The organism is Comamonas badia DSM 17552, from assembly GCF_000484635.1.
GTDB lineage: Bacteria > Pseudomonadota > Gammaproteobacteria > Burkholderiales > Burkholderiaceae_C > Comamonas_C > Comamonas_C badia.
In genome coordinates this window covers 42,854-63,733 of the sequence record NZ_AXVM01000005.1, presented here as the reverse complement: position 1 = coordinate 63,733, position 20,880 = coordinate 42,854, and the positions used below count along the sequence as shown (strand labels likewise).

General features: G+C 67.8%; 15 protein-coding genes and 1 pseudogene. 10 read left to right on the top strand and 6 right to left on the bottom strand.

All coding sequences use genetic code 11. The annotated features are described in order from the left end of the window. Positions 1–2: 2 nt before the first annotated feature. The 6 genes from K320_RS0111505 to K320_RS0111480 all read left to right on the top strand — a co-directional run bounded on the left by K320_RS0111505 (position 3) and on the right by K320_RS0111480 (position 8,558). Complete coding sequence (locus K320_RS0111505) at positions 3–1,874, top strand: AMP-dependent synthetase/ligase (protein WP_024538987.1); 1,872 nt, start codon at positions 3–5, stop codon at positions 1,872–1,874. 57 nt (positions 1,875–1,931) lie between these two features. Then, positions 1,932–3,101 carry an ABC transporter substrate-binding protein gene (locus K320_RS0111500; protein ID WP_024538986.1) on the top strand — a complete coding sequence of 390 codons (1,170 nt, stop codon included), beginning with the start codon at positions 1,932–1,934 and terminating at the stop codon, positions 3,099–3,101. A gap of 114 nt (positions 3,102–3,215) precedes the next feature. Continuing rightward, positions 3,216–4,385: an acyl-CoA dehydrogenase family protein gene (locus K320_RS0111495; protein ID WP_024538985.1), complete on the top strand. Its 1,170-nt coding sequence runs from the start codon at positions 3,216–3,218 to the stop codon at positions 4,383–4,385. Positions 4,386–4,578: 193 nt separating this feature from the next. Continuing rightward, the gene (locus K320_RS0111490) at positions 4,579–5,784 is read left to right on the top strand and encodes an acetyl-CoA C-acetyltransferase (RefSeq protein WP_024538984.1); all 1,206 of its coding nucleotides are present in this window, start codon (positions 4,579–4,581) and stop codon (positions 5,782–5,784) included. Between the two features lie 18 nt (positions 5,785–5,802). After that, complete coding sequence (locus K320_RS0111485) at positions 5,803–7,971, top strand: 3-hydroxyacyl-CoA dehydrogenase NAD-binding domain-containing protein (RefSeq protein WP_024538983.1); 2,169 nt, start codon at positions 5,803–5,805, stop codon at positions 7,969–7,971. A gap of 44 nt (positions 7,972–8,015) precedes the next feature. Next, entirely contained in the window at positions 8,016–8,558 is a 543-nt protein-coding gene (locus K320_RS0111480) for a DUF2939 domain-containing protein (protein ID WP_029696076.1), read from the top strand. Positions 8,559–8,600: 42 nt separating this feature from the next. Here K320_RS0111480 and K320_RS0111475 read toward each other — a convergent pair whose 3' ends face one another. The 4 genes from K320_RS0111475 to K320_RS0111460 form a co-directional block, all read right to left on the bottom strand. Next, on the bottom strand, positions 8,601–9,815 hold the full coding sequence (locus K320_RS0111475; protein ID WP_024538981.1) for an MFS transporter: 1,215 nt from the start codon (positions 9,813–9,815) through the stop codon (positions 8,601–8,603). Between the two features lie 74 nt (positions 9,816–9,889). After that, positions 9,890–13,885: a trifunctional transcriptional regulator/proline dehydrogenase/L-glutamate gamma-semialdehyde dehydrogenase gene (gene putA, locus K320_RS0111470; RefSeq protein ID WP_024538980.1), complete on the bottom strand. Its 3,996-nt coding sequence runs from the start codon at positions 13,883–13,885 to the stop codon at positions 9,890–9,892. Between the two features lie 86 nt (positions 13,886–13,971). Then, on the bottom strand, positions 13,972–15,471 hold the full coding sequence (locus K320_RS0111465) for an MFS transporter (protein ID WP_024538979.1): 1,500 nt from the start codon (positions 15,469–15,471) through the stop codon (positions 13,972–13,974). A 274-nt stretch (positions 15,472–15,745) separates the two neighbouring features. Then, on the bottom strand, positions 15,746–16,645 hold the full coding sequence (locus K320_RS0111460; protein ID WP_024538978.1) for a LysR family transcriptional regulator: 900 nt from the start codon (positions 16,643–16,645) through the stop codon (positions 15,746–15,748). Between the two features lie 85 nt (positions 16,646–16,730). Between K320_RS0111460 and K320_RS0111455 the strand changes: the two genes are divergently transcribed. From K320_RS0111455 to K320_RS0111440, 4 genes are all read left to right on the top strand, one after another. After that, a complete protein-coding gene (locus K320_RS0111455; RefSeq protein ID WP_245593878.1) occupies positions 16,731–17,567 on the top strand; it encodes a DODA-type extradiol aromatic ring-opening family dioxygenase in 837 nt (278 codons plus the stop codon). Positions 17,568–17,600: 33 nt separating this feature from the next. Beyond that, positions 17,601–18,383, top strand: a complete 783-nt coding sequence (locus K320_RS0111450) for an SDR family NAD(P)-dependent oxidoreductase (protein WP_024538976.1) — start codon at positions 17,601–17,603, stop codon at positions 18,381–18,383. Positions 18,384–18,428: 45 nt separating this feature from the next. Beyond that, complete coding sequence (locus tag K320_RS0111445) at positions 18,429–19,373, top strand: aldo/keto reductase (RefSeq protein WP_034343372.1); 945 nt, start codon at positions 18,429–18,431, stop codon at positions 19,371–19,373. 61 nt (positions 19,374–19,434) lie between these two features. Next, positions 19,435–19,956 (top strand): cytochrome b, encoded by a 522-nt coding sequence (locus K320_RS0111440; RefSeq protein WP_024538974.1) that lies wholly within the window; start codon positions 19,435–19,437, stop codon positions 19,954–19,956. Positions 19,957–19,964: 8 nt separating this feature from the next. Here K320_RS0111440 and K320_RS19090 read toward each other — a convergent pair. Both K320_RS19090 and K320_RS0111430 read right to left on the bottom strand, forming a co-directional pair. After that, positions 19,965–20,087 (bottom strand): annotated as a pseudogene (locus tag K320_RS19090) (IS5/IS1182 family transposase); the annotation flags it as partial. Between the two features lie 253 nt (positions 20,088–20,340). Beyond that, positions 20,341–20,820, bottom strand: coding sequence for a hypothetical protein (locus tag K320_RS0111430; RefSeq protein WP_156913956.1), 480 nt, complete (start codon positions 20,818–20,820; stop codon positions 20,341–20,343). Positions 20,821–20,880: the final 60 nt, after the last annotated feature.

Below are 20,880 nucleotides of genomic sequence, written 5' to 3'. Positions count from 1 at the left end.
GCATGAGCGTGCTCTGGAACCCCGATTGCGCCACGCGCGAAGGCCTCGCCATGCAGGGCGACACCCTGGCCGCGATGTTCTGGAATGGCGTGGCGCAACGCGGGCCGCAGGTCTGGCTGCGCGAGAAGAAGCTCGGCCTGTGGCGGGCCTGGACCTGGACGCAGGTGGGCGACGCGGTGCGCGAGATCGCGGGCGGCCTGATGGCGCTGGGCTTCGAGGCCGGGCACACCGCCTCCATCCTCTCCAACACCATCCTGGAATGGGTGCTGGCCGATCTGGCGGTGCTCTCCTGCGCCGGCGTGGCCAGCGGCATCTATCCCACCGATGCGGCGGCGCAGGTGCACTACCTCACCGAGGATTCGCACAGCAGCTTCCTCTTCGTGGAAGACGACGAGCAGCTGGACAAGGCGCTGGCGGTGCGCGGGCAGCTGCCGGGCCTGCGCAAGATCATCGTCTTCGACATGGAGGGCCTGCACCAGCTCGATGACGCGGGCGTGATGAGCCTGGCCGCGTTGCGCGAACTCGGCCGTCAATGGAACGCGCAGCATCCGCAGGCCCTGCCGCAGCGCGTGGCCGCCGTGAAACCCGAAGATCTGGCGATTCTGGTCTACACCTCGGGCACCACCGGCAAGCCCAAGGGCGCGATGCACACGCACAGCGCGCTGGTGGCCACCGTGCGCGGGCTGAACACCGTGATCGCGCGCAGCGGGGCGGACGAAGCCATGGCCTTTCTGCCGCTGTGCCACATCGCCGAGCGCATGGGCGGCGAATACCTCTCGCTCTATTCCGGCTGCAAGCTCAATTTCGTCGAGAACCCCGACACCGTGCCCGAGAACGTGCGCGAGATCGCGCCCACGGTCTTCGTCGCCGTGCCGCGCGTGTGGGAGAAGTTCTATTCCGGCGTGACGATCGCGCTCAAGGAAAGCACGCGGCTGCAGCAGCTGGCCTACGCCTGGGCGATAGCCGTGGGCCGGCGCATCGCCGACAAGGTGCTGGCGGGCGAGGCCATACCCGCCACGCTCAAGGGGCGCTTTCACATCGCGCGCTGGCTGGTGCTGAACAACGTGCGCAAGATGATAGGCATCCACCGCGCGCGCTATCTGGTCACCGGCGCGGCGCCGATCTCGCCCGAACTCATCAAGTGGTATCTCTCGCTCGGCATCCCGATGCTCGAAGTCTGGGGCATGACCGAGACCTGCGGCGTATCGACGGCGGTGCTGCCCACGCACATCAAGCCCGGCTCCATCGGCCCGGCGGCGCATTACAACCAGGTGCGCATCGATGCGCAGACCGGCGAAATCCAGGTCAGGGGGCCCAACGTCTTCGCGGGCTACCTGAACCAGCCCGAGAAAACAGCCGAGACCTTCACCGAAGACGGCTGGCTGCGCACCGGCGACGTGGGCACGGTGGATGCAGAGGGCTTCTACCGCATCACCGACCGCATGAAGGACATCATCATCACGGCGGGCGGCAAGAACATCACGCCCAGCGAGATCGAGAACGAGCTCAAATTCAGCCCCTACATCACCGACGCGGTGGTGATCGGCGACCGGCGCGCCTACCTCACGGTGATCGTCATGATCGACCAGGAGAACGTGGAAAAATTCGCGCAGGACCACGACGTACCCTTCTCCAACTACGCCAGCCTGACGCGCGCGGCCGAGGTGCAGGCGCTGATCCAGAACGTGATCGACGAGGTCAACGGCAAGTTCGCGCGCGTCGAGCAGATCAAGAAATTCTTCCTGCTCGACACCCAGCTGACGGCGGAAGACGAAGAACTCACGCCGACGATGAAGCTCAAGCGCAAGCTGGTCGAGAAGAAATACGCGGCGCAGATCGACGCCATGTACGCGGGCGGCACGGGTAAACCCTGAGCCCCTGCAGGCACCCCACTGTCCACAATCGTTTCACCCACACAAGGAGGACTTCCCATGCAGACGAAATACCGCCTTCTGGCCCTGGCTTGCGCCCTGGGCTTTGCCGGATCGGCGCTGGCGCAGAACCAGGGCATCACCAAGACCGAGCTCAAGATCGCCACCATCCAGGACCTCTCCGGTCCGATCGCGGCGATCGGCAAGCAGGCGCGCGACGGCATGCAGCTGCGCGTGGACGAGGCCAACGAACAGGGCGGCATCAACGGCCGCAAGATCGTGCTCAAGGTCGAGGACGACGGCTACGACCCCAAGCGCGCCGTGCTCGCCGCGCAAAAACTGGTGAACCAGGAAAAGGTTTTCGCCATGGTGGGCCATATCGGCACGGCCGCCAACCTGGCCACCTTCCCGGTGCTGTTCCCCAAGAAGGTCTTCAATTTCATGCCGCTCACGGCCGCGCGCGAGATGTACGAGCCGCTGAACCCGCTGACCTACGCCTTCATCGCGCCCTACTACCAGCAAATCCGCGAAGCCGTGCCGGAGATGGTCAAGGAGAAAAAGCTCACCAAGGTCTGCGTGATCTACCAGGACGACGAATTCGGCGAGGAGGTGCTCAAGGGCACCGAAGACGGCCTCAAGGACATCGGCATGCCATTGGCCGAGAAGGCCAGCTTCAAGCGCGGCGCCACCGATTTCTCCTCGCAGGTCGCCAAGACCAAGGCCGCGGGCTGCGAGCTGGTGACGCTGGGCACCATCATCCGCGAGACCATAGGCACCATAGGCACGGCCAAGAAGATGGGCTTCAACCCGGTGTTCCTCGGCTCGGCCGCCGCCTACAGCGAACTGATTCCCAAGCTCGCCGGCAAGGCGATGGACGGCCTCTACGCCACCATGGCGGCGCAGGTGCCCTACACGGATGACGCCAGCAACAAGCCGCTGGCGTTCTGGGCCACCAAGTACAAGACCAGGTTCAATGAAGACGGCGGCATTTTCTCGGCCTATGGCTACATCGTGATGGACGCATTCCTGCAGGCCGTGGCCAAGACCGGCCCGAACCTGACGACCGACGGCTTCATCAAGACGATGGAGAACTTCAGCACGCAGACGGACATCTTCGGCAGTGCCCCCACCACCTTTACCGCGACCAAGCACCTGGGCAGCACCGCCTGGCGCCTGTCGCAGGTGCAGGATGGCAAGTGGAAGGTGGTCTCGCAGTACCACACCAAATAATTTTTACCGAACCACGACACAAACCGCCTCCGGGCGGTTTGTCGTTTGGGCGACTGGGTTTGCCGCACCAGGCTGCCACAATTAAATCAAGCAATTGCTTTGGGAAATACCGCCATGATCGAACGCACGCTTTTTGATGCCGACCACCTGTCGTTCGCCGACAGCTTCCACCGCTTCATCGAGAAAGAGATCACGCCGCACCACGCCAGCTGGGAAGAACAGGGCTATGTGGACCGCGAGGTCTGGCGCAAGGCCGGCGCCAACGGCTTTCTGTGCATGAGCATGCCCGAGGCCTACGGCGGCGCGGGCGCCGACAAGCGCTACTCCGTCGTGCAGATGGAGGCCATCGGGCGTGCGGGCTGCACCGGCATAGGCTTTGGCCTGCACAGCGAGATCGTCGCGCCCTACATCCTGCACTACGGCACCGAGGCGCAAAAGAAGAAATACCTGCCCCAGCTTGCCAGCGGCGAAATGGTGGGCGCCATCGCCATGAGCGAACCCGCGGCCGGCAGCGATCTGCAGGGCGTGAAGACCACCGCCCTGCTGTCGCCGGACGGCAGCCACTACGTGGTCAACGGCAGCAAGACCTTCATCACCAACGGCTGGCATGCGGATCTGGTCATCCTGGTCGCCAAGACCGACCCGGCCGCGGGCGCCAAGGGCACCAGCCTGCTGCTCATCGAGCGCGGCATGCCGGGCTTCGAGAAAGGCCAGCGCCTGAAAAAGGCCGGCATGAAGGCGCAGGACACCTCCGAGCTGTTCTTCAACGACGTGAAGGTGCCGGTCGAAAACCTGCTGGGCGGCGCCGCGATGCAGGGCAAGGGCTTCATCTGCCTGATGGAGCAGCTGCCGTGGGAGCGGCTGCAGATCGCCATCACCGCCGTCGCCGCCGCGCAGGCCGCGATCGACTGGACGCTGGACTACGTCAAGCAGCGCAAGGTCTTCGGCCAGACCGTGGCTGCGTTCCAGAACACACGCTACACGCTGGCCGAACTGCAGACCGAAGTGCAGGTGGCGCGGGTTTTCGTGGACAAGTGCTGCGAGCTGATCCTCAAGGACCAGCTCGACACCGCCACCGCCAGCATGGCCAAATACTGGACCAGCGACCTGCAATTCAAGGTGATGGACGAGTGTGTGCAGCTCTTCGGCGGTTACGGCTACATGTGGGAGTACCCCATCACCCGCGCCTGGGCCGATGCACGCGTGCAGCGCATCTACGGTGGCACCAACGAGATCATGAAGGAAGTGATTTCGCGCAGCATGGGGTTGGGTGGCGCCAAATGAGCGTCCCTCCGGTATCGGCTCCCTCCCCCTCTGGGGGAGGGCTGGGGTGGGGGCCAGCCTGCCGCCGCGCCTTTGCCAGCCCGCCCCCATCCCTGCCTTCCCCCAAAGGGGGAAGGAGATAAATGCATAGCTGATAGCGCATGATGAGCAAGCGTTAAAGCCAGTTTCTATTAAGATTTTAGGAGACCCCAGCATGACCACCGCCTATGTGTTCGAGGCCCTGCGCACCCCGCGCGGCAAGGGCAAGAAGGATGGAAGCCTGCACGAGGTCAAACCCATAGACCTGGCCGTCGGACTGCTGCACGAATTGCAGGCGCGCCAGGGCTTTGACACGGCGGCCGTCGATGACGTGGTGATGGGCATCGTCTCGCCGGTGGGCGAGCAGGGCTCGGTGCTGCCCAAGATCGCGGCACTCAAGGCGGGCTGGAACTGGACCTGCGCCGGTCTGCAGATCGACCGCTTCTGCGCCTCGGGCCTGGAGGCGGTGAACCTGGCCGCGCAGAAGGTGGCCAGCGGCTGGGAAGACCTGGTCGTCGCCGGTGGCGTGGAGAGCATGAGCCGCGTGCCGCTGGGCAGCGACGGCGGCGCCTGGGCGCAGGATCCGGCCACCAATCTGGAAACGCTCTTCGTGCCCCAGGGCATAGGCGCGGACCTGATTGCCACGCTCGATGGCTTCAGCCGCACCGACGTGGATGCCTTCGCCGTCGAATCGCAGAAGCGCGCCGCGCACGCACGGGCGCAGGGCTGGTTCCAGCGCTCGGTGGTGCCGGTGCGCGACCTGCTCGGGCAGGTGATTCTGGCCGAGGACGAATTCATCAAGCCGCAGACCACGCTCGAAGGGCTGGCGGCGCTCAAGCCCTCGTTCGCGCAGCTCGGCGACATGGGGTTTGACCAGGTGGCGCTGCAGCGCTACCCGCAGGTGCAGCGCATCCACCATGTGCACCACGCGGGCAATGCCTCGGGCATCGTCGATGGCGCCACCGTGGTGCTGATCGGCAGCGAAACCGCCGCAAAAACCCACGGCCTCACGCCGCGCGCGCGCATCGTCGCCACGGCGGTGAGCGGCGCAGACCCCACCATCATGCTCACCGGCCCCATGCCTGCCACGCGCAAGGCGCTGGCGCGTGCGGGCATGGCCATCGACCAGATCGACCTGTTCGAGGTGAACGAGGCCTTCGCCGCCGTGCCCATGCGCTTCATGCGCGAGATGGGGGTGCCGCATGAGAAGGTCAATGTCAACGGCGGCGCCATCGCCATGGGCCACCCGCTGGGTGCCACCGGCGCGATGCTGCTGGGCACGCTGATCGATGAGCTGGAGCGGCGCCATCTGCGCACCGGCCTGGTCACGCTGTGCGTGGGCGGGGGCATGGGCATTGCCACCATCGTCGAGCGCGTCTGAGCACCGAGGAGACACCCCATGAAAACCATCCGCTACGAACGCATCGCCGCGCAGGGCGAAGGCCAGGTCGCCCTCATCACCTTTGATGAGCCGGATTCGCCCGTCAACACCATGTGCCAGCAATGGCAGGACGACTTTGCCGAGGTCACCGCGCAGGTGCTGGCCGACCGCGAAAAGCTGGGCGGCGCGCTCAAGGGCATAGCCCTCGCCTCGGCCAAGAGCAGCTTCTTCGCCGGCGCCGATCTCAGGGCCGTGCTGCGCCTGACCGAAGCCGACGCACCACAGGCGTTCGCGCAAATCGAGCGCCTGAAGAAGCAGGCGCGCACGCTGGAGACGCTGGGCATTCCCGTCGTCGCCTGCCTCAACGGCTCGGCGCTGGGCGGTGGCTGGGAGGTGGCGCTGATCGCGCACCACCGCATCGCCGTCGATGACGCCAGGATCCAGCTCGGCCTGCCCGAGGTCACGCTGGGCCTGATCCCCGGCGCCAGCGGCATCACCAAGATGGTGCGGCTGCTCGGCCTGATGGGCGCGCAGCCCTATGTGCTCGAAGGCAAGCTCTTCAACCCTTCAAAAGCGAAGGAGCTCGGGCTGGTGCATGCACTGGCCGCAGGCAGGGACGCGCTGCTGCCCGCGGCGCTGGCCTGGATTGCCGCCCACCCCGAGGCGCACCAGCCCTGGGACGAGAAGGGCTACAAGATTCCGGGCGGCACGCCGAGCAACCCCAAGATCGCCGCCGGCCTGGCCGTGGCGCCCGCCATGCTGCGCAAGACCACGCGCGGCCGCTACCCGGCACCCGAGGCGGCATTGAGCTGCATGGTCGAAGGGGCGATCGTCGATTACGACACCGCGCTGCGCATCGAAAGCCGGTATCTGGCCAAGGTCATGACCGGGCAGGTGGCGCGCAACATGGTCAGCGCCTTCTTCTTCGACCTGAACGCGATCAAGAGCGGCAAATCGCGCCCGCCCGTCAAGGAGCGCTTCAAGCCCGCCAAGGTCGGCATCCTGGGCGCCGGCATGATGGGCGCGGGCATCGCCTGGGCGCAGGCCAGCCGCGGCATCGCCACCATCCTCAAGGATGTGAGCCTGGAGAAGGCCGAAGCGGGCAAGGCCTACAGCGCCAGGCTGGCTGCCAGGCGCGTGGAAAAAGGCCGCATGAGCGCCGAGGCGGCCGAGGCGCTGCTCGCGCGCATCACACCCACCGCCAACGCGGCCGATCTGAACGGCTGCGATCTCATCATCGAGGCCGTGTTCGAGAACCGCGCCCTCAAGGCCCAGGTCACACAGGAGGCCGAGCCGCACCTGGCGGCGGGCGGTTTCTTCGCCAGCAACACCTCCACGCTGCCGATCAGCGGCCTGGCCAGCGCCAGCAAGGCGCCGGAGACATTCATCGGCATCCACTTCTTCAGCCCGGTGGACAAGATGCGGCTGGTGGAAATCATCCGCGGCAAGCAAACCAGCGACGCCACCGTGGCGCGCGCGTTCGACTACGTGCAGGCGCTGGGCAAGGTGCCCATCGTCGTCAACGATTCACGCGGCTTCTACACCAGCCGCACCTTCGCCACCTTCGTGATGGAAGGCGCGGCGATGCTGGCCGAGGGCATCCCCGCCGCCGTCATCGAAAACGCCGCGATGCAGGCCGGCATGCCCGTCGGGCCGCTGGCGGTGCTCGATGAAACCTCACTGTCCCTGGGCGTGCACGTCATGGACCAGACCCGCGCCGACTTGGCCGCCGAAGGCAAGACCTACGGCGCCACGCTCGGCGAACTGCTGGTGGAGCGCATGGTCAAGGAACTGGGGCGCCCGGGGCGCGCGGGCGGCGGCGGCTTCTACGACTACCCGCAGGGCGGCAGGAAAGAACTCTGGCCGCGGCTCACAAGCCTGTTCGAGAAACCCGGCGCCGCCTGGAACGTGCAGGACATCCAGGACCGCATCCTCTACCGCCAGGCGATAGAGACCGCGCGCTGCCTGGCCGAAGGCGTGCTCACCAGCGCGCACGACGCCAACATCGGCTCGATCTTCGGCATCGGCTTCCCGGCCTGGACGGGCGGGGCGATGCAGTTCATCCATGGCACGGGCGTGGAGGCGTTCCTCCGGCGCGCGGATGAACTCGCCACGCGGCATGGCGCCGGTTTTGCGCTGGATGCGGCCGCGCGCAAGGCGATCACGGCACACCAGCCACAGCGCTGAACCGCGCAGCCAGGCAGGCATGCAGACGCGGTATGCTGCATGCGATGAACCGCAAATCCGCTGTCGCCCTGGCACTTGCCGCCTTGCTGCTGGCCTGGATCATCGCGGCGCCGTGGCTCACGGTGGTCCGCATCCGTGACGCCGCCCAGGCACGCGATGCCCAGGCCCTGGCAGGCCACGTGGATTTCGCCAGTGTGCGCCAGAGCCTGAAAGACCAGATGAATGCACGGCTGCTGCACACCATGGCCGAGGGCGGCGGCAACGAGCTGAACCCGCTGGCTGCTCTGGTGGCGCCGCTGGCGGGTGCGGTGGTGGACAGGCTGGTGGACGCCTACGTCACCCCCGCCGGGGTCGCCGAGCTCATGGCCGGCGGCAATCCAAAGAAGCCGCAGCCTCCCACGCCCGCCGGCCCGGAGAACGAAGCCGGCGGGGACGCGCGCCAGCCGCTCGCCCAGGCCGACATGGGCTACCGCTCGTGGAACCGCTTCGTCGTGACCGCCCACGGGCGCGGCGGCGACACGCAATTCGTGCTGGGCCGGCGCGGGCTCGGCTGGAAGCTCACCGAAATCATTCTTGCGCCGCAGTGAGCCTGGCGGGCCGCGCCGTGCTCCATTCGCGGATGGCGCCGCTCAGGGCGTGGCGGACCGGCTGCGCGCCGCGGCCTGCTTGCGCGGCAGCCAGCGCCAGAACATCCAGGCGGACACAAACCCCAGCCCGCCCGTCACCACGATGCCGCCCGCCAGCGTGATGAGCGCCGTCAGCCCCGACAGCAGCAGCGGCCCGCCGCCGCCGCCGATGTCGGTGATCACGCGCCACAGGCCAAGGAACTGCGTGCGCCCCTGCACCGGCGAGGCATCCGCGCCGATGGTGAGCACGATGCCCGCGCCTATGCCATTGCCCACGCCCAGCAGCATGCTCGCGGCCAGCAGGCTGGCAAAGCCGCCGGTGAGCGGCATCACCAGCAGGCTGGTGCCCATGATGAGCAGGCTGGGGATGGTCACCGCACGGCGCCCGCGCTGGTCCATCACGCGCCCCGCGGGGTAGAACAGCAGCATGTCCACCGCGCCCATCAGGCCGTAAATCAGCGAGGTGGTGGCGGCATCCAGCCCGATGTGGCTGGCCCACAGCGGTATCACCACCTGGCGGCAGGCGCGGATGGCGGACACCAGCGCGCTCGCCACGCCCAGGGTCAGCAGCACAGGGCGGTGATCGCGCAGCAGCTGCAGCGTGGTGGGCGCGGCCGGCGATGGCGCATCGGCGGGCGCGCCAACAGGCTCCAGATCCGGCACCAGCGCCGACAGCGCGCCCATGGCCAGCGTCACCACCAGCGCCGCCCAATAGGCGCCCGAAAGCCCCAGGCCATGGATGGCCGCCGCCCCGAGAAAAGGCCCGATGAACATGCCGATGCGGTGCACGCCGCCCAGCATCGCCATCGCCCGCGCGCGCACGCCCGGGGGCGCCGCCTCGACCAGGAAGCTCTGGCGCGCCAGCAGAAACACGGCGCGCGACAGCCCCACCATCAGCACACCCAGGCCAAACAGCCACACCGCGGGCGCCACCAGACAGACGACCAGCGCCAGCAGCGAACACACGGAGGCGCCGATCATCGCCCGGCGCTCGCCAAAGCGGCTGGCCAGCCAGGCGGCAGGGATGTTGGCCAGGAACGAGCCCAGACCCACCAGCGCGACGATGAACCCGGCCTCGGCCAGGCTCGCGCCGAGCGCTCGCGCGCTGAGCGCGAGCACCGGCAGGATGGTACCCTCGCACAGGCCGAACATCAGGGAAGGGCCGAACGCGGGCAGCGCCAGCCGCCGCAGGCTGAAGATTTCGTCGGATGAGGTCATGGGCGGCGCGATTGTCCGCGTTTGGCGGCGACGATGCCGGCGCGGCGCCGCCTGTCAGCATTTCTTGCAGCGTTTCACGCCATCGTCATGAGCTGCGCGTTGCCTCCGGCCGCTGCCGTGTTGGTGCTGATCGACTGCTCATGCACCAGCGCCGCGAGGTCGTAGCCCCGGCCGGCCTGCAGCTCGAAGACCGTGCGGCGGCTCACCCGCGCCAGCGCACCGGCGCGTTCGGCCACGGTGCCCAGAAGCTGTTTCAGCGCATCGCCATCGCCTTCAAAGAGCAGCGCCGCCACGGGCAGCGCGCCGTCGGCGATGTCCTCATGCCTGCCCTGCCGCAAGCGGCCCTCGGCGGCGGCACCCAGCGCGGCGCGCAGCGCCTGCCACAGCGCGGCGCAGGCGCCCCCGTCCTCGGGCAGCACCGCATGGCAGCGGTTGCCGCTGGCCAGCGCCGCCACCACCTGCGCGAGCAGCCCCAGTGGGCTCGCGGGCAGCGCCCAGACCGGGCCGCGCGGCAGCAGCCGCCAGGCATTGGATTCGCCCGTGGGGCCCGCGAGCAGCCAGCGCTCATGGAGGCGCGAGGCGCGCATGGCCGCATCGATCAAGGCCTTTGCCTGCGCGCCGTCCACCTGCGGCAGATTCGCGCCGGCGAGTGGGGCGAGCACCGCCCCCGAAGGCTCGCCCACCGTGGCCTGCGCCTTGGGCAGCAGCGCCAGCGCGTCGCCCGGCGCCTCCTGCACCAGGCGGTGCAGGTACAGCGGCCCGCCCGCCTTGGGGCCGGTGCCCGAGAGCCCCATGCCGCCAAAGGGCTGCACGCCCACCACGGCGCCGATGATGTTGCGGTTCACGTAGATGTTGCCCGCCTGCACCTGGTCGGTGAGGTGTTCTATGGTTTCGTCGATGCGGCTGTGCACGCCAAAGGTGAGGCCGTAGCCGCTGGCGTTGATCTGCGCGATGAGTTCATCGAGGTGATCGCGCTGGTAGCGAACCACATGCAAAACCGGCCCAAAAACCTCGTGTGTCAAGCGCGAGGCGATATCAATTTCGATAATTGCGGGCGCCACGAACCAACCATTGCCATCGCTCTGGTGCAGGCGCGTGACCTTCTGGCCCGCGGCCTGCATGGCGTCGATGTGCGCCTCGATCTGCGCGCGCGCGGCCTCGTCGATCACCGGGCCCACGTCGGTGGCGAGGCGATCGGGGTTGCCCATGCGCCACTCCTGCAGCGCCGCTTTCAGCATGGTGAGCTGGCGCGCCGCCACATCCTCCTGCAGGCACAAGAGGCGCAGCGCCGAGCAGCGCTGCCCGGCGGAATCGAAGGCCGAGGTCAGCACGTCGAGCACCACCTGTTCGGCGAGCGCGGAGGAATCCACCACCAGCGCGTTCAGGCCGCCGGTCTCGGCAATCAGGGGCACGGCATGGCCATCGGGCGAGAGGCGCGTGGCCAGCTGGCGCGCCAGCCGCCGCGCCACCTGCGTGGAACCGGTGAACATCACGCCCGCCACCAGCGGGTGCGCCACGAGCTGCGCGCCCACGGTTTCGCCCTGGCCCGGCAGCAGCTGCAGCGCATCCTGCGGCACGCCCGCCTCGTGCAGTATGGCCACCATGGCGGCGGCGGTGAGCGGCGTCTGTTCCGCCGGTTTGGCCAGCACCACGTTGCCCGCGGCGAGCGCCGCCGCGAGTTGCCCGGTGAAGATCGCGAGCGGGAAATTCCAGGGGCTGATGCACAGCACCACGCCCAGCGGGCGCTGCGCCGCGTTGTCGAACTGCGCCGCCACCTGCGCGCCGTAGTAGCGCATGAAGTCCGCCGCCTCGCGCACCTCGCCGAGCGCGCTGGCCAGGGTCTTGCCGGCCTCGCGCTGGATCAGCCCCATCAGTGTCTGGCCGCGCTGCTCCAGCAGGTCGGCCGCGCGCAGCAGCGCATCGGCGCGGCCCGCGGGCGGCATGCCGGCCCAGATCGGCAGCGCCTGCGCGCCGCGCCGCACGGCCAGGTCGGCTTCGTCGGCCGAGGCCTCGCGCACCCAGCCCACGGTGTCGGTGAGCTGCGCCGGGTTGCGCACCGCCTGCCAGCCATCGGCCTGCGCCGGGTCGGGCGGCGGCTCCACGCCGGGCGCGGCGGCCCACCAGGGGTGGCTGGTGCTCTGCAGCAGGGCCACGGCCAGGGAGGCCAGGCGCTGCTCGTTGTGCAGGTTGAGCCCGTGGGAATTGGCCCGCGAGAACATGGGCTGATTCAGGTACAAGTCCCTGGGCAGGGCAATGCCCGGGTGCGGCGCGCCCAATTGCCCTTCGGCCTGCGCGATCGCGCGCACATCATCCACCGGGTCGCGCACCAGCTCGGCCACGGGAATGCTGGCGTCGCCTATGCGGTTCACGAACGAGGTGTTGGCACCGTTTTCCAAGAGGCGCCGCACCAGGTAGGCGAGCAGCGTTTCGTGGTTGCCCACCGGCGCGTAGATGCGGCACGGCCGCGCAAGTTTGCCCTCGGCCGTCGGCCCCACCACCTGCGCGTACAGCGGCTCGCCCATGCCGTGCAGGCATTGGAATTCGTATTGCCCACTGTAGTAGCTGCCGCCCACGGCCAGCGCCAGGTGGTGGATGCTGGCCAGCGTCTGCGCGTTGTGCGTGGCAAATTGCGGGTAGATCGCATCGGGTGCGCAGAGCAGCTTTTTGGCGCAGGCGATGTAGCTCACATCGGTGTAGGCCTTGCGCGTGTAGACGGGATAGCCCGCGTAGCCGTCGATCTGGGCGCGCTTGATTTCACTGTCCCAGTAGGCGCCCTTGACCAGGCGCACCATCAGGCGGCGGCGGCTGCGGCGCGCCAAATCAACCAGGTAATCAATCACCTGCGGGCAGCGCTTCTGGTAGGCCTGCACCACGAAGCCTATGCCGCTCCAACCCTTGAGCGACGGCGCGGCGCACAGGGCCTCCAGAATGTCGAGCGAGAGCTCCAGCCGGTCGGCCTCTTCGGCGTCGATGTTCATGCCGATGTCGTACTGGCGCGCGAGCTCCGCCAGGTGCAGCACGCGCGGCAGCAGCTCCTGCATCACGCGCTCGTACTGCGCGCGCGCATAGCGCGGGTGCAGCGCCGAGAGCTTGATGGAGATGCCGGGGCCATCGAAGATGCCGCGTCCGTTGGACGCACTGCCTATCGCGTGGATGGCCTGCTGGTAATGGGCCAGATAGCGCTGCGCGTCCTGCTCCGTCGTCGCCGCCTCGCCCAGCATGTCGTAGCTGTAGCGAAAGCCCTGCTTTTCGTGGGCGCGGCTGTTGGCCAGCGCCTCGGCGATGTTCTGGCCGGTGACGAACTGCTCGCCCATGAGTTTCATCGCGCGGTGCACGCCCTGACGGATCAGCGGCTCGCCGCCCTTGCCGATCACACGCGTGAGCGCCGCCGATAGCGTCCTTTCGCTGCTCGTGGCCGTGAGCTTGCCGGTGAGCACCAGACCCCAGGCGGCGGCATTCACGAACAGCGAGGGCGAGCGCCCCACATGCGCGCGCCAGTCGCCGCGGCTGATCTTGTCCCGGATCAGCGCGTCGCGCGTGGCGCGGTCGGGAATGCGGAGCAGCGCCTCGGCCAGGCACATCAGCGCCACGCCTTCCTGGCTGGAGAGCGAGAACTCCCGCACCAGCGCCGCCACACCGCTCGTGACCGGCGCATCGCGCAGGCCCTGCACCAGGCGGGCGGCCAGCGCGCCGACCTTGGCGAGTTCCCCCTCATCGCTCAGGCGCGCCTGCGGCAGCAGGGTGGCCAGACACTCGGGCTCCGGGCGATGCCAGGCTGCCGTAATCGCCGCGCGCAGCGGGGTTTGCGGCAGGATGGACTGGGCAAAGGCAAGAAATGGTTGCACCTCTTGCGCCGAAGCTGGTTGCACCGCCTCGGCTGTTGCTTCCTCCGGTCCGCCGGGCAGGCCGCGCAGCGAGATGTCCGTGGCGCCGCGCTCGACGGCATCCACATAGAGCATCGCCGCCTGCTTCACCAGCCAGTGCGGTGTCCGCCCGATCTGCCGCGCCGCGGCGTGAATGCGATCGCGCTGCAGGTCATCGACCTTGATACCCAGGGTAGTGGCCGCCATGGGACTCCATCCAGAAAAGAGAGCGAGAGCGCCATCCTGCCGCAGGCGGGGTTATTTTGGAAACAAGGGTTAACCCTTGGTTCCCTCTATTCCTCGATGACTGGAAATCGGCGCGGCGCCACCAGCAGCACGAGCAGCATCAGCAACGCAATCACGCTCATGCCCCGATAGAGCGCATCGGTCGCCGCACCCATTGCACCGCGCAGCCAGGCACCCACCGCCGGGGCGGTGGCGGGCGAGTGCAGCGCCCCCATGACGGCATCCACCGTCTGCGGCACCTGCCCCGCCAGGGCCTGGGGAGCACCCGCCAGCCGCGCGCCCAGCGCCGCATTGAAGATGGCGCCAAACAGCGCCGCGCCCAGGCTTTGTCCGAGGTAGCGCGCAAACATGTGCGAGCCCGTCACCACGCCGCGCTGCCCCCAATCGACGGTGGACTGCATGCCCACCAGAATCGGCGTGGAAAAGAAGCCCAGTCCGGCGCCCAGCAGCACCTGGTCGAGCAGCACCCACGGCACCGGCTGCGGACGCGGCAGCCAGAGAAAGGCGAGCGAGGCCAGCAAGATCAGCGCGCAGCCGAACAGCCCCGCATCGCGAAAGCCAAAACGCGCGTACAGCGGCGGCGACAGCGCGGACGCCGCCGGCCAGCCCAGGCTGAGCGTGGCCAGCACGAAGCCGGCGGCAATCGCTCCCAGCCCCTGCACCGATTGCAGAAAGGTGGGCAGAAAGATGCTGGGCGCCATCATCACCAGCCCCATGCCGATCGCCGCCAGGTTGGAGCCCGCCAGCTCGCGCCGGCGCCACAGCCAGCCCGGCAAAATCGGCTCCGCCGCGCGGCGCTCCACCAGCACCAGCGCCGCCAGCGAGAGCACCGCCAGCACGCCAATCAAGCCCATCTGCCACGATGCCCAGGGCCAGGCCTGCCCGCCCTCCAGCACGCCAAAGATCAGCAGGCTGAGCGCGACGAACAGCAGCACCGCGCCCGCGACGTCGATGCGCGCCTCGCGCCGGTGAAAGGTTTCATGCAGCTCCCGCCCCACCAGCAGCAGCGCCAGCGCGCCGATCGGCAGGTTCACGAGGAAAATCCAGCGCCATGAGGCGTATTCGGCAAACGCCCCGCCCAGCAGCGGCCCGGCGATCGCCGCCATGCCCCAGACGCTGGACAGCCAGCCCTGCACCGCGCCGCGCTCCTGCACGGTGTAGAGGTCCCCCGCCAGTGTCATCACCGTCGCCATGATCGCGCCCGCGCCCAGACCCTGCAGGCCGCGGAAGGCAATGAGGGCGTGCATGTTCCACGCCATGGAGCAGGCGACCGAGCCGATCAGGAACAGCACCGTGCCGCCCAGCAGCACGGGCTTGCGCCCGAACAGATCGGAGAGCTTGCCGTAGATCGGAATCGTCACCGTCTGCGCGACGAGGTAGATGGAGAACACCCAGCTCACCAGTGCCAGCCCGCCCAGGTCGCCGACGATCTGCGGGATGGCGGTGGAGACGATGGTGGTGTCCATCGCCGCCAGCATCATCATGGCCATCAGGCCGATGAGAATCCAGCCACGGTGGGCAGGTGCGGGCGCGGAGGTGGCAGACATCGCCCGATTCTCTACCCGCCGAAACCGCGAACGGCAGCCTCGGGACGCAGCCCAAGCAAAAAGCGACCGTGCGAGGTGGTGGCATGTCGCGGAAGATTGGGAGGCAGCTCGGGCCTTCCATCGGCCAGGCGTGCATTTGAGCAGACAGGGGCGAACGGGCTTCCCAATTTTGTAGTTAACAAACCGGGAGCGTCCCTGTCTGTGGCAGGGGTGCCGTCAATAATGATTGCCCCCTATGCCGATTGAAACCACCGGCCCACGAAAAGTCGCCTCCTCAGACCGGATTCGCCGCGAAGGCCTCGACCAGGTAGTTGACCATCACCCGGACCTTGGCCGGCGGGCGGCGGTCGGGCGGGTAGAGCACGTGGATGCCGCCCAGGTCCACCAGTGGCCTGTCGAGTTCCAGCGCCACCAGATCGCCGCGCGCCACCGCCTCGCCAACGATGAACTCCGGCTGGTAAATGATTCCCTGGCCGCGCACCGCAGCTGCCAGCAGGGCATCGCCGTTGTTGGCCATCAGGTTGCCGCTGATCGGCACATGCACCTCGCCCTGGGTGCCAAAGGCCCAGTGCTCGCGGCCCTGGGTGCCCGAGAGCGTGTAGCCCAGGCAGTTGTGCTGGACCAGCTCGGTCACGTGGCGCGGAACGCCTCGCTCGTCCAGGTAGGCGGGCGAGGCGCACACCCGCATGGGGCTGTCGCCCAGGCGGCGCACCTGTAGCGGGCTGTCGGCCAGGCGGCCGATGCGAATGGCCAGATCCCAGCTGCCGGCGATGAGGTCAAGCTCGGCGTCGCTCAGCCCCAGTTCCACCGTCACCTCGGGATAGCGGCGGCTGAACGCCGGCATCAGCGGCGCCACGAAGCAGCGGCCGAAGGACAGCGGCACGTTCATCCGCAACAGGCCGGTGGCCTTGATCCGCTGCGAGGTCGCAGCGGCCTCGGCTTCGTCAATCTCGGGCAGGATGCGCAGGCAGGCGTCCAGGTAGTCGCTGCCGGCCTCTGTCAGGGCCAGGCGCCGAGTCGTGCGGTGAAACAGCTTGACGCCCAGGCGCGCCTCCAGCGCATTGGCGTGCTTGGTGGCCATGGCGGGCGACATGCCCAGGTGGCGCGCGGCCGCCGAGAGGCTGCCGTCGGTGGCGGCGCGCACGAAGACGCGCATGCTGGTGATCCGGTCCATGCCTTTAATTTAGCACTATCAGTATGAAGTATTGGTCTCCATTGACAGATTCTATTTTTATTCATTGGAGATAAAAATAACAACCATGAACACGATCACCACCTCCACCGCGATCAACCACAGCGCGCGCATGCCGGTTTTCTTCATCCCCCACGGTGCCGGCCCCTGCTTCTTCATGGACTGGAATCCGGCCGACACCTGGGACCACATGGCCGCCTTCCTCAAGGGTGTCGCCGGCACTCTGCCGGGGACGCCACGTGCGATCGTGCTGGTATCGGGCCACTGGCTCGAGCGCGGCTTCAGCGTCACCGGCCACGCACGGCCAGGTCTGATCTACGACTACAGCGGCTTCCCGGCGCACACCTACGAGCTGACCTACCCGGCACCCGGCGATCCGGCCCTGGCCGAGCGCATCGTCCAACGGCTGGGCGAAGCCGGCGCGCAGGCGCGGGTCGATCCGCAACGCGGCTACGACCACGGCGTCTTCATTCCGCTCAAGCTGATGTTCCCCAAGGCCGAGGTGCCGGTGGTGCAGCTTTCACTGCGCCATGACATGGACCCGGCCGCGCACATCGCCGCCGGCCGCGCGCTGGCCGCGCTGCGCGATGAGGGCGTGCTGATTGTGGGCAGCGGCATGAGTTTCCACAACATGCGCGGCTACGGCGACCCGCGCTACACGCCGGTCTCGGCCAAGTTCGACGACTGGCTGAGCGCGGCGGTCGAAAGCGATACCGAACAGCGCGAGGCGCTGCTGCGCGAGTGGGCAAGCGCGCCCCACGCCCGCGACAGCCACCCACCGGGCGGCGAAGAGCATCTGCTGCCGCTGCTGGTCGCCGCCGGTGCGGGCGCGGGCTCCGAAGGCCGCAAGATTTATTCGGAGGAAGTGATGAAAACCACCCTTTCCGCCTTCCGTTTCGGCTGATCCAGCCCTCTTTACCTTTACAGGAGATACCCCATGCAGATCGACCTTTCCGGCAAACGCGCCATCGTCACCGGCTCCACCGGCGGCATCGGCCTGGCCATCGCCACCGGCCTGGCCAAGGCCGGCGCCAGCGTCACCATCGCCGGGCGCAGCCAGGCGCGCGTGGACGAGGCGCTGGCGAAGCTGCGCAGCGACGACGCCAGTGGCGTGGTCGCCGACGTCGGCACGACTGAAGGCTGCGCCGTGCTGATCGCCGCACGCCCCGAGACCGACATCCTGGTCAACAACCTGGGCATTTACGGCGCATGCGAGTTCTTCGACATCGACGACGCGCTGTGGGAGCAGTTCTGGCAAGTCAACGTGATGAGCGGCGTGCGCCTGTCGCGCCACTACGCCCGCGGCATGCGCGAGCGAGGCTGGGGCCGCATCCAGTTCATCTCCAGCGAGTCGGCGCTCAACATCCCCACCGAGATGGTGCACTACGGCGCCAGCAAGGCCGCGCTGCAAGGCCTGTCGCGCGGTCTGGCCAAAGTCCTGGCCGGCAGCGGCGTCACGGTCAACACCATCCTGCCGGGCCCCACGCGCACCGAAGGCGGGGTACGGATGATGGCCGACCTGGCCGCCGAGCGCGGCGTCACGCCCGCCGCGATGGAAGCCCTGTTCCTGGCGGAAAACCGCCCCTCCAACCTGCTGGGGCGCTTTGCCGATGCGCAAGAAGTGGCCAACCTCAGCGTCTACGTGGCCTCGCCCCAGGCCAGCGCCACCACCGGCGCCGCGCTGCGGGTCGACGGCGGCACGGTGGAAACCATCGCCTGACACATTGGCGAGCGGACATCAACCAACCTATCCGAGGAACCGATCATGCAACAACGTCAACTGGGCCGCTCCGGCCCGAGCATTTCCCCGCTGGTCTTCGGCGGCAACGTCTTCGGCTGGACGGCCGGCGAGACGACCTCCTTCCAGCTGCTCGACCGCTTCGTCGAACGCGGCTTCAACGCCATCGACACCGCCGACGTCTATTCATCCTGGGGCCCGGGCCTGGCCGGCGGCGAATCCGAAACCGTCATCGGCCACTGGCTCGCCAAGCGCGGCCGCCGCGACGACGTGGTGCTGATGACCAAGGTCGGCATGTGGGCTCCGCGCAAGGGCCTGTCGGCGGGCAACATCGCCGCCGCCGTGGACGACTCGCTCAAGCGCCTGCGCACCGATTACATCGACGTGTACTTCGCCCACATCGACGACGCCGAGGTGCCGCTGGCCGAGACCCTGGGCGCCTTCGGCCGGCTGGTCGAGGCCGGCAAGGTGCGCGCCCTGGGGGCGTCCAACTACGGCGCCGAGCGGCTGCGCGACGCCCTGGCGGTCTCCAAGGCGCAAGGCCTGCCGCGTTACGAGGTCGTCCAGCCACAGTACAACCTGTACGAACGCGCCAGCTTCGAGTCGGCGCTGGCGGGGGTGGCCCAGGAGCATGAGCTGGGCGTGGTCAGCTACTTTTCGCTGGCCAGCGGCTTCCTGACCGGCAAGTACCGCAGCGCCGACGACTTGAAGGGCTCGGCCCGCGAAGGCTTCCTCAAGGGCTACTTCGACGCGCGCGGCCTGAAGCTGCTGGACGTGCTGCGCCAGGTGGCGGCCGAGGTGTCGGCCACTCCGGCGCAGGTCGCATTGGCCTGGCTCATCGGCCGCCCCAGCCTCACGGCGCCGATCGCCAGCGCCACCAGCATCGGGCAACTCGACGACATCCTGCGCGCTGCCGATCTGTCGCTGCCCGCCGCCGCCGTGGACAAGCTGAACGCGGCCAGCGACCAGTAACCGCCCCGCCGCCCACGCGGGCGGGCGGCCCTGTTCAACCCAAGCAGAAAAAGAGATCCTCATGAACATCGACTCCCAAGAACGCTACGGCGCCACTTCGCGGCTGCTCCACTGGGGCATGGCCCTACTGGTGGGCTGGCAGTTCCTCAAGTTCTTCGACCGCATCGGCGACGGCGAGCACTGGGTTGGCCAGACCCTGGTGTCCTGGCACGTCTCGATCGGCACGCTGTTGCTGCTGCTGGTGGCATTGCGCATCGTCTGGCAGCGCTACAACCGCCCCCTGGCATCGCGCGAACCGCTGATGGCTTTTCTGGCCAAGGCCGGGCACGTCCTGCTGTATGCCGGCATGGTGCTGCTGCCGCTGACCGGCATCGCGATCCTGATCGGCAAGGGTTATGGCCTGACCGTGTTCGGCATCGAGCTGGTCGCCAAAGACGCCGAGGTGCCGTGGCTGGCCAGCGTGGGGGGTGCCCTGCACTCGCCGGTCGCCTGGTTGCTGCTGGTGATGGTCATTGGCCACATCGGCATGGCCCTGGTGCACCACGTCGTCAAGAAGGACAATACACTGCGGCGCATGCTCTGAGAACGCGTTCACGATCTTCTGATTAGCAGTGCCAAGAATGCCAAGTGGACCAACCGCAAGCTGGTGTTCAGGAACCGCTCGCAGTTCTTCCACAGCCGCCTGTTCTTGTCCAGCCACGCAAAGCTGCGCTCGAACAGATCGGAGAGCTTGCCGTAGATCGGAATCGTCATCGTCTGCGCGACGAGGTAGATGGAAAACACCCAGCTCACCAGCGCCAGGCCGGCGAGGATCCAGTTGCGGTGGGCGGGGCAGGAGGGGCGTTGTCAGGCATCAGGCGATTGTCCACGCACTGACAACGGCATGCCGCTGCATCAGCGGATGCATCTCAAACAAAAAGCGACCTTGCGGTCGCTTTCTCACGGGAGCGAAAACGTACTAGCCTGTCTACGCCGCCAGCCCAGCCGGCGCACGCTTTTTGCGACCGATGCCGAGCATGCCCAGCAGACCGGAACCCAGCAGCAGGGCCGCGGCCGGCAGCGGCACGGCGCTCACAGCGGCATTCACGGTGATGTCGTCTATCGCGGCGTGCGACCGGTCGCCGCCCAGGGTGGTCATGCGCACCCGGGTGATGCCGGCCCAGCCAAAATTCACCAGGGTGGGTGCGCTGGTCGTCGCGAACACATCCAGCACGAACAGTGAATTCACGCCGTTGAAACCCTCGAAACGCGTCGTGCCGTCATTCCACGCACGGGTGAGGTAGAGGCTGTTCAGCGTGAACTCGATGGCGCGAGAGAAGCTGGCCGGGTTGGCGTATCCGTTGAACGCCGTATTGGGCGAAGAGACCACCCCATGCTGGTACCCAGTTCCTGCATTGTCCGGACAATCCAATGCTGCAAGCCCATTGCCATAGTCCGCTCGGATCATGGGAAACTACTCATTGACAACCGATACCCCATCGTCATGCCGTGAAATTTCCCGGCTTGG